This window comes from Nocardia puris, assembly GCF_003315035.1.
In the GTDB taxonomy this organism is placed as follows: Bacteria; Actinomycetota; Actinomycetes; order Mycobacteriales; family Mycobacteriaceae; genus Nocardia; species Nocardia puris.
In genome coordinates this window covers 23,319-36,589 of the sequence record NZ_QNRE01000005.1, presented here as the reverse complement: position 1 = coordinate 36,589, position 13,271 = coordinate 23,319, and the positions used below count along the sequence as shown (strand labels likewise).

14 protein-coding genes are annotated in these 13,271 nt (G+C 68.6%); 9 read left to right on the top strand and 5 right to left on the bottom strand.

From position 1 onward, the window contains the following. Positions 1-14 precede the first annotated feature (14 nt). From DFR74_RS15955 to DFR74_RS15945, 3 genes are all read right to left on the bottom strand, one after another. Positions 15-812: an ABC transporter permease gene (locus DFR74_RS15955; protein WP_067505763.1), complete on the bottom strand. Its 798-nt coding sequence runs from the start codon at positions 810-812 to the stop codon at positions 15-17. Between the two features lie 118 nt (positions 813-930). After that, positions 931-1,677, bottom strand: a complete 747-nt coding sequence (locus DFR74_RS15950; protein WP_067505759.1) for an ABC transporter permease — start codon at positions 1,675-1,677, stop codon at positions 931-933. Next, entirely contained in the window at positions 1,674-2,471 is a 798-nt protein-coding gene (locus tag DFR74_RS15945; RefSeq protein WP_067506377.1) for an ABC transporter ATP-binding protein, read from the bottom strand. The genes DFR74_RS15950 and DFR74_RS15945 overlap by 4 nt, the downstream gene beginning before the upstream one ends. Positions 2,472-2,586: 115 nt before the next feature. On the opposite strand from DFR74_RS15945, the gene DFR74_RS15940 reads away from it, so the two are divergent. The 7 genes from DFR74_RS15940 (at position 2,587) to pnuC (ending at position 9,103) form a co-directional block, all read left to right on the top strand. Then, on the top strand, positions 2,587-3,240 hold the full coding sequence (locus tag DFR74_RS15940; RefSeq protein ID WP_232331671.1) for a GntR family transcriptional regulator: 654 nt from the start codon (positions 2,587-2,589) through the stop codon (positions 3,238-3,240). Positions 3,241-3,366: 126 nt separating this feature from the next. Then, a complete protein-coding gene (locus DFR74_RS15935) occupies positions 3,367-4,692 on the top strand; it encodes a nucleobase:cation symporter-2 family protein (RefSeq protein ID WP_067505753.1) in 1,326 nt (441 codons plus the stop codon). Beyond that, positions 4,689-5,741, top strand: coding sequence for a cyanuric acid amidohydrolase (gene atzD, locus DFR74_RS15930; protein ID WP_067505749.1), 1,053 nt, complete (start codon positions 4,689-4,691; stop codon positions 5,739-5,741). The genes DFR74_RS15935 and atzD overlap by 4 nt, the downstream gene beginning before the upstream one ends. Then, positions 5,738-7,039 carry a cytosine permease gene (locus tag DFR74_RS15925; protein WP_067505745.1) on the top strand — a complete coding sequence of 434 codons (1,302 nt, stop codon included), beginning with the start codon at positions 5,738-5,740 and terminating at the stop codon, positions 7,037-7,039. Before atzD ends, DFR74_RS15925 begins: the two co-directional genes overlap by 4 nt. Beyond that, entirely contained in the window at positions 7,036-7,737 is a 702-nt protein-coding gene (gene biuH / locus DFR74_RS15920) for a biuret amidohydrolase (RefSeq protein WP_067505741.1), read from the top strand. Before DFR74_RS15925 ends, biuH begins: the two co-directional genes overlap by 4 nt. Next, on the top strand, positions 7,734-8,381 hold the full coding sequence (locus DFR74_RS15915; RefSeq protein ID WP_170160764.1) for an alpha/beta fold hydrolase: 648 nt from the start codon (positions 7,734-7,736) through the stop codon (positions 8,379-8,381). The genes biuH and DFR74_RS15915 overlap by 4 nt, the downstream gene beginning before the upstream one ends. Before the next feature lie 47 nt (positions 8,382-8,428). Continuing rightward, positions 8,429-9,103 carry a nicotinamide riboside transporter PnuC gene (pnuC, locus tag DFR74_RS15910; RefSeq protein WP_067505737.1) on the top strand — a complete coding sequence of 225 codons (675 nt, stop codon included), beginning with the start codon at positions 8,429-8,431 and terminating at the stop codon, positions 9,101-9,103. 146 nt (positions 9,104-9,249) lie between these two features. Here the strand turns inward: pnuC and ykgO are convergent, their stop codons facing one another. Then, positions 9,250-9,372, bottom strand: a complete 123-nt coding sequence (ykgO, locus tag DFR74_RS15905) for a type B 50S ribosomal protein L36 (RefSeq protein WP_067505734.1) — start codon at positions 9,370-9,372, stop codon at positions 9,250-9,252. Between the two features lie 73 nt (positions 9,373-9,445). Between ykgO and DFR74_RS15900 the strand changes: the two genes are divergently transcribed. After that, positions 9,446-10,459 carry a GTP-binding protein gene (locus tag DFR74_RS15900; RefSeq protein ID WP_113975139.1) on the top strand — a complete coding sequence of 338 codons (1,014 nt, stop codon included), beginning with the start codon at positions 9,446-9,448 and terminating at the stop codon, positions 10,457-10,459. Between the two features lie 320 nt (positions 10,460-10,779). Next, a complete protein-coding gene (locus DFR74_RS15895) occupies positions 10,780-11,970 on the top strand; it encodes a Fic family protein (protein WP_067506373.1) in 1,191 nt (396 codons plus the stop codon). A 34-nt stretch (positions 11,971-12,004) separates the two neighbouring features. Here the strand turns inward: DFR74_RS15895 and DFR74_RS15890 are convergent, their stop codons facing one another. Next, positions 12,005-13,261 carry an ATP-binding protein gene (locus DFR74_RS15890; RefSeq protein WP_067505731.1) on the bottom strand — a complete coding sequence of 419 codons (1,257 nt, stop codon included), beginning with the start codon at positions 13,259-13,261 and terminating at the stop codon, positions 12,005-12,007. Positions 13,262-13,271 lie beyond the last annotated feature (10 nt).

Here is a 13,271-nt window from a genome sequence, read left to right as displayed (position 1 = left end):
CCGAGCATTGTGCTTCAGCGGCGGCCCGCGTCGGGGCCGAAACGGGCCAGCACCAGATTCTCCAGCACGCCGACGATCGCGTACAGCAGCACCGAGACCAGCGTGACGATCACGATCGAGGCCCACAATTCGCTGTAGCGGAAGGTGGGGATCGCCCGGATCAGGCTCGCGCCCAAACCCTCTCCGCTGCCCAGCCATTCACCGATCAGCGCGCCGATCAGCGCGCCGGGCACCGAGATTCGCGCCGCCGCGAACACCGACGGCAGCGCGGCCGGAATCGCCACCATGCGCAGCGCGGTCCAGCGCGAACCGCCATATGCCGCAACCAGATCCATCGCCTGCGCGGGCGCGTTGCGCAAGCCGGTCATGATCATCACCAGCGCCGGGAAGAGCACCACGATAGCGGCCATCACGGTGACGCCGCCCAGTCCGCGCCCGAAGACGAGCACGATGATCGGGGCCAGCGCCACCAGCGGCACCGACCGCAACAGCATCGCGACCGGCATCACCGTCTGCTCCACCGCGCGGATCGACACGAACAGCGCCGCCAGCACCAGCGCCGCGCCCATCCCGACGACGAAACCGAACGCTGCGTCGCGCAACGTGATCTGGAGGTTGTCGAAGATCGCCGACCGCGCGTTCGCCGCGCCGGGCGAGGTGACCAGGTACTCCCACACATCCGCGGGCGTCTTGCCCACGCGCGGCCCGACCTGCGGGAACGCCCGCAGGAAGACCCACCAGATGAGCAGCATCAACAGCAACGAGGTGAGCAAAGGGAACAGGAAGCCGCCGACGCGGCGCAGGACTGTCATCGGGAGACCTCCGCGGTCGCCGCGGGCTGGACGCGGCTCGCGCTCGGCCGTTTCTCGGGGCCGTCCGCCCGCGGAGTCTCCGGAATCAATGCCGCCGGCACGCGGTTCGCACTCGGCTTCATCGCGCCGCCTCCGCCGTCCACGGGGCCGCCAACCGCGCCGTCAGCGCGACCACCGCGTACCCCAGCCCCGCCAGTGCGGCCGCCGCGATCGCCATGCCCCAGGTGCGCGGCACGTTGTAGGAGGTCTGCGCGGCCGTCAGCGCGACGCCGATGCCGCTGTCCACGCCGCCGAGATATTCGCCGATGATCGCGCCGAGCACCGCCGAGGGCGCGGCGATCTTCAAGGCTGCGAACGTACTCGGCAGCGCGGCGATCACCCGCACCCGGTACAGCTGCTGCCAGCGGCCACCGCCGTAGGCGCGCACCAGGTCGAGGCTGGTCGGGTCGGCCGAGCGCAATCCGCTCACCGTGCCGACCATCGTGGTGAAGAAGCAGTACATGGCGGCCAGGAACACCGTCGGCGTACGGCCGCCGAACACCACCAGGATGATCGGGCCCAGCGCGAGCAATGGTGTGCAGTACGAGAGGATCGCCAACTGGGTGGCGAGCGATTCGATCGGCGGAATGAGCATTACGAGCAGGGCCAATCCGATCGCGAGGGCATTACCCCAGAGGAAGCCCTTCAACGCACCTATCGCGGTGATCTCGAAGTTCGGTCCGTACAGGGCCCACCCGTCGGAGTACATGGTGCGCAACACTTCCCACGGACTCGGCACGGTCCCGCCCGCCACACCGATCGCCGCGAGCAGCCACCACACGGCGACCAGCCCGATGATGCCGAGCGCACCCGCGAACCTTTTCACGCCGCACCACCTTGATCCAGCGCCACACCGCCCGCGCCGAACAGCAACTCGGAGAGGTAATCGTGCAGCTTGTGGAACTCGGGAGTGCGCATCATCTCCGGGAGACGCGGGCGCGGGAGGTCTATCTCCACGAGTTCGAGGACGCGACCGGGCCGGGGGCTCATCACCGCGACGACGTCGGAGAGGAATACGGCCTCGGCGATGCCGTGGGTGACCATCAATGTGGTCGCGGGCTTCTCGGTCCAGATGCGCAGCAGTTCGAGGTTGAGCTTCTGCCTGGTCATATCGTCGAGCGCGCCGAACGGTTCGTCCAGCAGCAGCACGGTCGGCTTCACCACCAGCGCCCGCGCGATCGAAACCCGCTGCCGCATACCGCCGGAGAGCTGAGCGGGCTTGGCCTTCTCGAACCCCTCCAAGCCGACCAGTCGGATCAGGTCCTCGATCTGTCCCGGTTCCGGCTTCAGCCCCGCCACCTGCAACGGCAGCTTGATATTCGACTCCACCGTGCGCCAGGGCAGCAGCGCCGAATCCTGGAACGCGATCCCCAGTTCGTGCCCGCCGCGCAGTTCGGCGGGCGTCTCCCCGTTGATCAGCGCGGTCCCGGACGTCGGTTCCTCCAGCCCGGCCAGAATCCGCAACACAGTGGACTTGCCGCAGCCCGACGGCCCGAGCAACGACAGGAACGCCCCCTGCGCGGTGTGCAGGTCCACCGAGTCCAGCGCCGTCACCGTGCGCCGGCCGGCCCGGAACGACTTGCTCAACCCGCTGATGTGGATACCGGTCCCCGTACTCATGCCGCCACAGTAGAAGCGCCCGATTGCACCGATATTGCCGAATCCGGGGCTCATATTGCGTGGTGGTTACGGCGAGCGGCCGACCCGCCCCGCGCCGGAGATTAGGCTCGCTCCCGTGACTGTCGCTGACGAGAACGGCCGGACCGCGCCCCGGGAGGTCATCGCGCAGTCCCTCCGCGAGGAGATCTTCGCCGGGCGACTGGCGCCGGGTGACCGGCTGCGCGAGGCCGATTTGGCGCAGCGGTTCGGGGTCTCGCGCATCCCCATCCGCGAGGCGCTGTCGCAGTTGCAGAGCGAGGGATTCGTGACGATCGTGCGCTACCGGGGCGCGACGGTCTCCGCGCCGTCGGTGACGGCCATGCGCGAATTGGTGCAGATCCGCCGGGGATTGGAAGTGCTCGCGGCGCAGCTGGCGGCGCGCAACCGCGGCGGGGCGGTCGCGGACGAACTGGCCCGCGTGGTCGAACTCGGCCGCTCGGCCGCGCTCACGCACACCCACGGCGACGTCCCGCCGCTGGTCCTGCGCTTCCACACCCTCGTCGCGGAGGCCTCGGGCAATCAGCAGTTGCAGGCGATGCTCGAGCAGATCCTCCAGCGCGTCTCGTGGATCTTCGGCCAGCGCCTGGACACCCGCACCGAGATCTCCTGGAGTGATCACGCCGCCATCGCGCAGGCGATCCTGCACGGGGCGCCGGTCCAGGCGGGGTACCTCATGGACGAGCACATCACCCGGGACGAACGGCTGCTCGACGATCTCGATCACAGCTAGTTTGTATACAAACATCCGGAGATCGGCTCGATTTAACGCGTAGGGAACGCACGGCAACGGGCTCGCAACACCATTTGTATACAACTAGCGGTGTCGTTGAAGTCGTCGAGCCGAAGGTCAGGTCCCATGTCCGCCGACGCCGCCCCCACCGAATCCCCGCCGCGCCCCGTCGCCGCGCGCCTGCCGTTCTGGCGGACCGCGCTGTTCGGCGTGCAGCACGTCCTCGTCATGTACACCGGCTGCGTCGCCGTCCCGCTCGTGTTCGGCGCGGCGCTCGGCCTCGACCAGTCGACCATCGCCACGCTGGTGAACGCGGACCTGCTGGTCGCCGGGATCATCACCGTCGTGCAGGCGCTCGGCATCGGCTCACTGCTCGGCGCGCGGATGCCCGTGGTGGCCGGCGCCTCGTTCACCGCCGTGACGCCGATGATCCTGATCGGACAGGAATACGGGCTGTCCGCCGTGTACGGGGCGATGATCGCCGCCGGGGTGTTCGGCGTACTCGTCGCGGTGCCGTTCACGCGGCTGCTCCGCTTCTTCCCGCCGATGGTGCGCGGGGCGGCCGTCACCATGATCGGCCTGTCCCTGATCGGCAAGGCCGTGTCGATGACCTTCGAGGGCGAGCCCGCGAGCGGTGCGCGGCTGGCGCTCGCCGCCGGTGTGGTGGTCACCATCGTGGCGCTCATGCGCTACGGGCGCGGGGTCGTCGCCCAGTCGGCGGTGCTGATCGCGCTGGTCCTCGGCACCCTCGTCGCGGCGGCCTGCTCGATGGCCGACTTCGGCGCGGTGGGCTCGGCCGCGTGGCTCGGCCTGCCGAATCCGTTCCTGTTCGGCGCGCCCACCTTCCCGATCGCGGGCATCGTCGCGATGTGCCTGGTGATGCTGGTGATCTTCATCGAATCCACCGCGTACCTGATGTCGACGGCCGAGACGATCGGCATGCCCGCCGAACCACGCAGGTTCGCCGGGGGCCTCGGCGCCGACGGCGTGTCGGCGGTACTGGCCGGATTCCTGACCTCGTTCCCCGACACGATCTTCGCGCAGAACGTCAGCCTGGTCCGGATGACCGGGGTGGCCAGCCGCGCGGCGGTCGCGGTCGCGGGCGCGTTGCTCGTGACGCTGGGTCTGGTGCCGAAGATGGGCGAAGTGGTCGCGAGCCTGCCCGGCCCGGTGATCGGCTCGGTCAGCCTGGTCATGTTCGCGACCGTGGCCGGGGTCGGAATCGCGACCCTCGCGAAGGTCGACTTCGCCCGCAACGACAACCTGCTGGTCGTCTCGCTGGCCATGGGCGCCGGGATGATCCCGATCGTCGCGCCCGAGCTCTACGACTCGATGCCCTCGTCGGTGAAGATCATCGCCGGCGGCGCCATCACCAGCACGGTCCTGGTGGCCTTCACGCTGAATCTGCTGTTCAACCATCTCACCCCGGCCCGGAAGGCGGAACCCGCATGAGCGCTGTCACCCTGTTCACCGTGCCCACGGCGGGGCCGGACGACCTCGGCGCGCTGGAAACTATGCGAGCCAACGGTTTTCGCTCCGAGGACGTGGTGGCCGTCATCGGCAAGACCGAAGGCAACGGGTGCGTCAACGATTTCAGCCGCACACTGTCGGCGGCGGTGTGGGAGCCGCGCCTGCCCGGCGCCGCCGTCACCGTCTTCTCCGGCGGCACGGAAGGCGTGCTGAGCCCGCATGTCAACGTGCTGGTCCGCGACGACCGCGCCCACGAGGGTTTCGATCGTGGACTGGTCGCCGCGGCGGGACGCACGCGGGTGCTGGTGCCCGCGGAGATCGGCGGCCTCGCCCAGGTGGACGCGGTCGCCGACACCGTCGGCAAACTGCTCGCCGAACTCGGGGCCGGGCCCGGCGAGGCGCATCTCGTTCTCGTGAAATGCCCGCTGCTGACCTCGGAGACGATCGCCGCGCTCCGCGCCGCCGGTCACGTTCCGGCCGCGGGCGACCCATACGAATCCATGGGGAAGTCGCGGGGCGCGAGCGCGCTCGGCATCGCTGTCGCGCTGGGCGAATGTGATCGCCACACGGCGGAACAGGCGCTGGCCGGGCTCGCGCAGGTGTCGTCGGCCCGCGCCTCCGCCAGCGCGGGCGCCGAACTGGACGACTGCCACGTGCTGGTCGTCGCGGAGAGCACGACGGCCTCGAATCCATTGCGCGCCATCCACGGACAGATGACCGACGCACTCGACCTCGCCTCCGTGCGAGCCCTGCTGGACGAGGTCGCCGCGCGGGGCGGGACGGTGCGGCAGATCTTCGCCAAGGCCGAGGCCGATCCGACCGGCGCGATCCGAGGGTTGCGGCACACCATGCTCACCGACTCCGACATCAACGCCACCCGGCACGCGCGCGCCGCCGTCGGCGGGCTTCTCGCGGCGCTGAAAGGCGATGGCGCCGTGTATGTCTCGGGCGGCGCCGAACATCAGGGCCCGCCCGGCGGCGGCAGCCTCACCGTCATCTACGAACTCCCCACGCGTAGCAGGACAGCATGAGTACCACCACCGCCGCACCGGCATCCTCCGGAATACATTCCGAGGCAGACGAATTCGAAACCACGCCGGTACCCCCGGAGCGCCGGCGCAGCCTCGCGTCGGTCTCGGCCGTGTGGTTCGGCTTCCCGATGGTGCTCACCTGCGCCGTCTTCGGCGGGCTCATCGTCTATTCGCTCGGGTTCTGGACGGGCATGCTCGCGATTCTCGTCGGCAACCTGTGCCTGATGGGCTACGTCGGCGCACTCAGCGTGATCGCCGGGCGCACAGGGAAGAACTTCGCCCTCACCGCCGCCGAAACCTTCGGCCGGGTAGGCGCTTTCGTGCCGTCGGCGTTCCTGGCCACCATCGTGATCGGCTGGTTCGCCTTCCAGACCGGCATGGCGGGGGCGATCCTGAACAGCACCCTCGGCTGGCCGGAGCGCACCACCACGCTGCTCGCCGGACTCGCGTTCGTGGGGCTCACCCTGCTCGGCATCCGCGCGCTGTCGGTGATCGGCGTGATCGCGGCACCGGTCTACATAGTGCTGGGCATCGTCGCGATCGTGCTCGCCGCCGGCGACCGTTCCGGCGCGCCGACGTCGTATCAGGGCGGTGCGGGCGCGGCGGCGATGAGTTTCGGCGCGGCCGTCACGCTGGTCATCGCCGCGTTCATCGATTCCGGCACCATGACAGCCGATTTCACGCGCTGGTCGCGCAACGGCAAGGAAGCGTTCCTGGCCGCCGTCTCGGCGTTCCCGGTGAGCAATTCACTGGCGCTGGTGATCGGCGGCGTCGTCGTCGCGCTCGGCGGCAGCGCCGATCCCGGCACCGACGGCGGCAACTTCCTGGGCCTGCTCATCGACCACGGCGGGGTGCTGGTGCCGCTCGCGGTGGCGTTCGTGTTCATCAATCTCGGCTCGGTGTGCGCGCACTGCCTGTACAACGGCGCGGTCGGCTGGAGCCAACTCACCGGCGGGCGGATGCGGCGGCTCACCCTGATCCTCGGCGCGGTGGGCGTGGCGCTGGCGGTGGCGGGCATCTGGTCGTACTTCGAGTACTGGCTGAGCCTGCTCGGCGTGATCGTGCCGCCCATCGGCGCGGTCGTCATCCTGGGCCAGCTGGTGCTGCCGAGGTTCGGAATACGGGCCCGCGCCGGGCTGCCCGCGTTCATCGCCTGGGCGGCGGGCGCGGCCGCCGCGCTGCTCGCCCACGCCTACGCCCCGTGGCTGTCGGACGCCGTGATCGGCTTCGTCACCGCGGCGGCCGTCCTCGTCCTGTTCACCCTCACCTCTCGACGCGAAAAGGAGCTGGCCGCATGACATTCGGCACCGTCGACTCCCATCCCTACGCCTGGCCGTTCGACGGCCGCATCGATCCGGCGCGCACCGCGCTGCTGCTCATCGACTGGCAGACCGACTTCTGCGGACCGGGCGGCTACGTCGACCAGATGGGCTACGACCTGTCGCTCACCCGCGCCGGGCTCGAACCGACGGCCCGGGTGCTGGCCGCCGCCCGCGCGCTGGGCCTGACCGTGATCCACACCCGCGAAGGGCACCGGCCCGACCTGTCCGACCTGCCCGCCAACAAACGCTGGCGCTCCGCGCGCGCCGGCGCCGAGATCGGCAGCGCCGGACCGTGCGGGCGAATCCTGGTGCGCGGTGAGCCGGGCTGGGAGATCGTGCCGGAGGTCGCGCCCGCACCGGGCGAGCCGATCGTCGACAAACCCGGCAAGGGCGCGTTCTACGCCACCGACCTGGATCTGTTGTTGCGCACCAAGGGAATCAGCCACCTCATCCTCACCGGGATCACCACCGACGTGTGCGTGCACACCACCATGCGCGAGGCCAACGACCGCGGCTACGAATGCCTGGTGCTCTCCGACTGCACCGGTGCGACGCAGCGCGAACATCACGAGGCGGCGCTGAGCATGATCAGCATGCAGGGCGGCATCTTCGGCGCGGTCGCCACCTCGGACCAGGTGCTGGCGGCGTTCGGCTTGGTGCCCGAGACGGCGTGAAGCGCGTCGTCCTGGTGCACGGCGCCGCCACCGACGGGCGGATCTGGGACGCGACGGTGCGGGAACTGGGCCGGGACGTGACGGTGTCGCGTCCCGACCGTCCCCAGTCCGGGGACCTCGCGACCGAACTCGAATTCCTCGAATCACGGTGCGCGGGTGCGTTTCTGGTGGGCGTGAGCGGTGGGGCGACGCTCGGTCTGGCCTTGGCGGCGCGGGGAACGCCGCTGGCGGGGGCGCTGCTGCACGAACCGGCGGCGGGGTCGTACGCACCCGGGTTGCTGGATTCCGTGGCCGAGCGGTTTCGGGTTGGTGGTGTGGAAGGGTTCGGGCGGGCGCTGTACGGGCCGCTGTGGACTCGCTCGTGTACCTCCGCGTCGGCGGCGGTGGTGGGGCGCGAACTCGCGATGTTCCGGGCGTTCGAGCCCGCGCCGCTGGGCGAGGTGGCGGACCGGGTGACGCTCACCGTCGGGGAGCGATCGCCCGCTCAGCGGCATCGCGCGGTGCGCGCGGTGGCGGAGGCGCTGGGCACGCGGGTGGTTGTCCTGCCCGGGGTCGGGCACGCGGTGCATCTGAAGAACCCGCGCGTGCTGGCCGATGCGGTGCGCGCCGCTGTTGGGGGCGCGTTCGCATCACGACGCGCGTAACCCCCGCCGCGTGGATGGAATGGGCTGACTCGCCGGTTATACGGCAGGTGAATCCGTTGACCGCGCTGCTGGACGCCGAACTGCACATCGCCGGCTCGCCCATTCTGTGGCGGGAGATCATCGGCAATGTGTTCGGTGTCGCCGCGGCGGTCGGGGGGATGCGGCGGCGGGTGTGGGCGTGGCCGGTCGGCATCGTGGGCAACGCGCTGCTGTTCACCGTGTTCGTCGGCGGCGTGTTCAACACCCCGCAGCAGTTGAACATGGCCGGTCAGGCCGGGCGCCAGCTCATGTTCATCGCGGTCAGCGTGTTCGGTTGGTACACCTGGTACCGGCACGCGCGGCGCGAGACCGGGCTCGAACATCGCGGCGTGACGCCGCGCTGGGCCACCACCCGCGAACGCTGGATGCTGGTGGCGGCCATGCTGATCGGCACCGCGCTGTTCGCCCAGCTCTTCGAGGTTATCGGCTCTTATGGTCCGTGGGCCGAAGCGTGGATCTTCACCGGGTCCGTGCTGGCGACTTACGGGATGGCGCGGGGGTGGGCGGAGTTCTGGTTGATCTGGATCGCCGTCGACATCGTCGGCGTGCCATTGCTGCTGGCTGCGGGTTACTACCCGTCCGCCGTGCTGTATCTCGTGTACGCGGGGTTCGTGTTGTGGGGATTCAGTGTGTGGGTGCGCACCATGCGAGGGGCGCGGGAGGTTGCGGTGGGCGTGCGCTGAGCACGCGGCAGCGCCACCACGCCGATGGCCGTCATGTCCGCGCCGTAGAGCTGCCGATCGGAGCAAGCCGCCCGTTGTGTGCGCTGGTCGCACGCTCGCGGTCGATAGCGCGGCCGAATGACAGTGCCACCCGGCCGCGCCCGCGCTCAGCCCTGACGGCCCTTGAACCGCGGGTTCTTCTTGTTGATGACGTAGAGCTTGCCGCGGCGCCGCACGATCTGCGCCCCGGGCTGCTTCTTCAACGACCGCAGCGACTTGCGGACCTTCATCCCAGCCTCCTTATGAAAACGATTGTCGTTATACTATAGGCTCGGTCGATCGGGTGGGTGATGGGAGGTTCGGGTGCGGCAGGTGGACGTGCTGGCGGTGATCGGGACGTGCGCGCCGGAGCGCGGGCACTACGCCTCCCGTCTCGCCGAGACGACGCGGCGGACGTTCGTGCCCGCGCACCGGCTCACGACGACATCCGATCCGGTCGAGCACGCCGCAACGCTGACCTCGTGGCCGTGCGAATCGGACGGCATCCTAATCGAGTTCCCCACCACCACACCGGCGACCGAAGTGATCGGCACGTTCTCCGGCGACGCGACGACGCTCACCGGCGTGGTGTGCGTCGCCGACGCCGCGCACCTGTTGGGAGATCTGCGGCGCGACAACAACATTCACGCCGCCGGGACGAGTCCGGAGCACGACACTCCGTACGCGAAACTCACCGTGACGCAACTCGAATACGCGTCGACGATCGTCCTCGTCAACTGGACGGCCCTCCCGACCGCGACCCTGTCGACGGTGATGGGGTTGGTCAGCCACCTGAGCCCGCGCGCACGGGTCCACCTGCACCAGGATCCGCCGGAACCATGGCGGCCCGGCGAGCCTTACACGATCGCGCAGGATCGTCCCGGCTGGATCGGACTACTCAACGACGACCACGCTCCGCGCCTGACCGACCCCGGCGTCAGCGCGTTCCGCTACGAAAACGCGCGCCCGCTGCACCCCGGCCGTCTCCAGCACCTGCTCGATCGCCTCGAATCCGGAACGTTCGGCACGGTCGTGCGCTCGGCCGGATTCTGCCGCCTCGCCACCCGCCCCCACACCGTCGCCCTGTGGGACCACGTCGGCCACATCATCTCCTTCGACCCGCTCACCCGAGACGACGAACTCACCGCCGACGACGATCTCCTCGCCCTCGGCCAAGACCTCGCCTTCATCGGCCTCGGCCTCGACCCCACCGCCCTCACCACCGCCCTCGACGAAACAGCGCTCACCGACGCCGAATTCGCCGCCGGACCGCAGCACTGGACCCACTACCCCGACCCCTTCCCCGCCTGGATCACCGTGGACAACGGAGCCGACTGATCGGTCCTCGCGGCCCAACCCCCTCGCCCCGCGCCCCACCTCACAAGGCTCGCGCCCGAAGATTCACCGCCGGATGTGCACTACCGCCCAGAACGCGCGTACCCGCCCGCCCCGGCGCGCGCCAAAAAACCGTTACCATCTGCGGTTTTCCATCTCATCGCCGTGGATCTGCCGATCCCAACGAGACACTGCCACCCGACTCGAGCCCTGTACGGTGCGCGACAAAACCTTTAACAAGCGATCCCTTACTGTACTTTCAACCCCTCAAAGTATAGTAAGGAATCGCATACTGTACTTTAGGCACTCGAGTGGAGGTTTCCGTGCATTGGCCCGCGCATCGAACGGAGACCCGCGCCTGGACCCCTCGACAGCGGCAGGGTTCCCGTGCCGATCGCACGCTGAAGTCGATCGACGTGGCGATCCCCCCGCGGATCGCGGCGTTCGACTACCAGGCGGCCGGCGCAGTCGCCCGCGCACACGAGGATGCTGTCATCGCGGTGGCGCGTCTGGAAGCGGGTTTCGGCGAACACCTCGCACCGCTCGCGGACTTTCTGTTGCGCAGCGAGTCGGTGGCGTCGTCGAAGATCGAGCACATCGACGCCGGCTGGCGCTCGTTCGGCCGGGCGATCGCCGGCGGCAAGGCGTCCGACGACGCTCGATCTCAATTGGCCGCGGTCCGCACATTGACCGCTCTGGTGCGCACTGCCGAAAGCGGCGCGGTGTCGCTCACGGCCATACTCGACGCACACCGATTGCTGATGCAGCCCGACTACTACGCGGCACGCGATTCGGGACAGCTGCGGGATGTCCAGAATTGGATCGGCGGTAGTGACTTCACCCCGCTCGACGCGCTGTTCATTCCGCCTCCCCCCGAAATGGTGCCCGAGTTGATGGACGACTTGCTCACCTTCGCGGCACGCAAAGACCTGCCGATCCTCGCGCAGGCCGCGATCGCACACGCGCAGTTCGAGTCGATCCATCCGTTCACCGACGGCAATGGACGCATCGGACGCGCCTTGATCAGCGCGATGCTGCGGTATCGCGGCCTGACTCGGCGCATCACGGTTCCCCTCGCGTCGGCGATGCTGGCCGACACGGGCCGCTACTTCGCGAAACTGAACAGTTACCGCTCAGGGCAGGTCGACGACCTGGTCGAATACGTGTCCGTCGCGACGATCCACGCGGCCGGTGCGGCGGAGGAATCCGCCCGCAATCTCGCATCCCTACCGGCACGTTGGCGAGAAATCGCACGTCCGCGGGCGAAATCCGCCGACGAAGCGCTACTCGCCAACCTGCTGGACACACCGATCCTCAATGTCGAAACCGCTCAACAAATCACCGGAACGACGGAAGCCAGCGTCTATCGCGCCATGGAGCGCCTCACCGACGCGGGAATCCTCGAGGTTCTTTCGGAGACCAAGCGGAACCGCATCTGGGCGGCGATCGACGTCATCGCCGAACTGGACACCCTCAGCGCCGCCATCGGCCGCCGCACTCTGAGTGGGGTGTAGAGGCCCGGCTACTCGACGCCGTACTCCACTCTGATCACTCCAACAGACCTTCCTGCCGCCCCGCTGTCCATAGCGCACTGATGGGGACGCAGGACAGCCGCTCGCCGAACGGGAGTTGCTGATCGCCGCAGTACAGCACGTATCCGGCATGGAATCGTTCACCAAGGCGGTCTTGCAGGATCCGGAGGGAGCGGAAGTCGTCGGTGCGAACTGTTTCGGCAGCCTTCACCTCGATCGCGACAACGCGTCCGGCACTGTCCTCGAGCACCGCGTCGACCTCGTAGCCGTCCCGGTCCCGGTAGTGGTAGAGCCTCGCCATCGTCTGACTCCAAGTCAGCTGACGCGTCAGTTCACCGAGCACGAAAGTTTCGACCAGTCCGCCGATAGCCGCGTCATTGGTGATGCCGGTGATCAGGTGCGCCGCGATGCCGGAATCGGTGAAAACAACCTTCGGCGTGGCGATTGCCCGAGTAGTCGCATTGGCTGACCAGGCCGGGATTCGCCTGATCAGATAGACGAGTTCCAGCAGATCGACGTAATCGCGAACCGTCGTGGCGGGAACTCCGAGATCGGAGGACAGACGAGAGATATTCAGGAGCCCACCGCTCTGCGCCGCCAGCGTCGCGATCAGACGCCGCATGTCGGTACTGCGCTTGATGTCCGCCACCTGGCTGATGTCACGACTCATCAGATCGTCGAGGTAGGACTGGAAGAACTGGGCACGGCGACGCGGATTCGTTCGGCGAATCGCCTCCGGGTACCCGCCGCGCGACACCGCCGCCAGATAGTCCCGGCGGCGCAGGTCCGACGGCGCGGTCAGCGGATCACCCGAGAAGGCGACATCTATGAAGCCGTCCGGGGCTCCGCGTATTTCACCTTGGGACAGCGGAAACAGTTCGATGGTCTCCGATCTCCCGGGCAGGGCATCAGGAAGTTCGCTGAGGCCGAGCAACCGCGCGGAGCCGGTGAGCAGAAACCGGCCCGGGAGTGGGTCACGATCCACCACGTACTTGATGGACAACCACAGCTCGGGAACCCGCTGGACTTCATCGATCAACATCGTTCCCCGTGCGTCCAGAAACGCGATGGGATCGGCCTCCGCCGCGGCCCGCGTCCGCGGATCGTCGAGATACCGCTTCACGGCGTTCGGACGATCGGTCAAACACCGTTCGGCGAGCGTGCTTTTACCCGTCTGACGTGCACCGTTGATGATCACAACCCGCGTATCCGCCAACGCCTCCTCGACAAGCGTGGCGGCACGCCGCGGTAGGTAGTCGATGGCTTCGCGCATACGACGATCA

Bases quoted from the DNA above. Each gene is read 5' to 3' on its own strand.
- DFR74_RS15925 (WP_067505745.1), top strand. From the start codon at position 5,738: ATGAGTACCACCACCGCCGCACCGGCATCCTCCGGAATACATTCCGAG.
- ykgO (WP_067505734.1), bottom strand. From the start codon at position 9,372: ATGAAGGTCCGCAAGTCGCTGCGGTCGTTGAAGAAGCAGCCCGGGGCG.
- DFR74_RS15890 (WP_067505731.1), bottom strand. From the start codon at position 13,261: ATGCGCGAAGCCATCGACTACCTACCGCGGCGTGCCGCCACGCTTGTC.
- atzD (WP_067505749.1), top strand. From the start codon at position 4,689: ATGAGCGCTGTCACCCTGTTCACCGTGCCCACGGCGGGGCCGGACGAC.
- DFR74_RS15935 (WP_067505753.1), top strand. From the start codon at position 3,367: ATGTCCGCCGACGCCGCCCCCACCGAATCCCCGCCGCGCCCCGTCGCC.
- DFR74_RS15945 (WP_067506377.1), bottom strand. From the start codon at position 2,471: ATGAGTACGGGGACCGGTATCCACATCAGCGGGTTGAGCAAGTCGTTC.
- DFR74_RS15955 (WP_067505763.1), bottom strand. From the start codon at position 812: ATGACAGTCCTGCGCCGCGTCGGCGGCTTCCTGTTCCCTTTGCTCACC.
- biuH (WP_067505741.1), top strand. From the start codon at position 7,036: ATGACATTCGGCACCGTCGACTCCCATCCCTACGCCTGGCCGTTCGAC.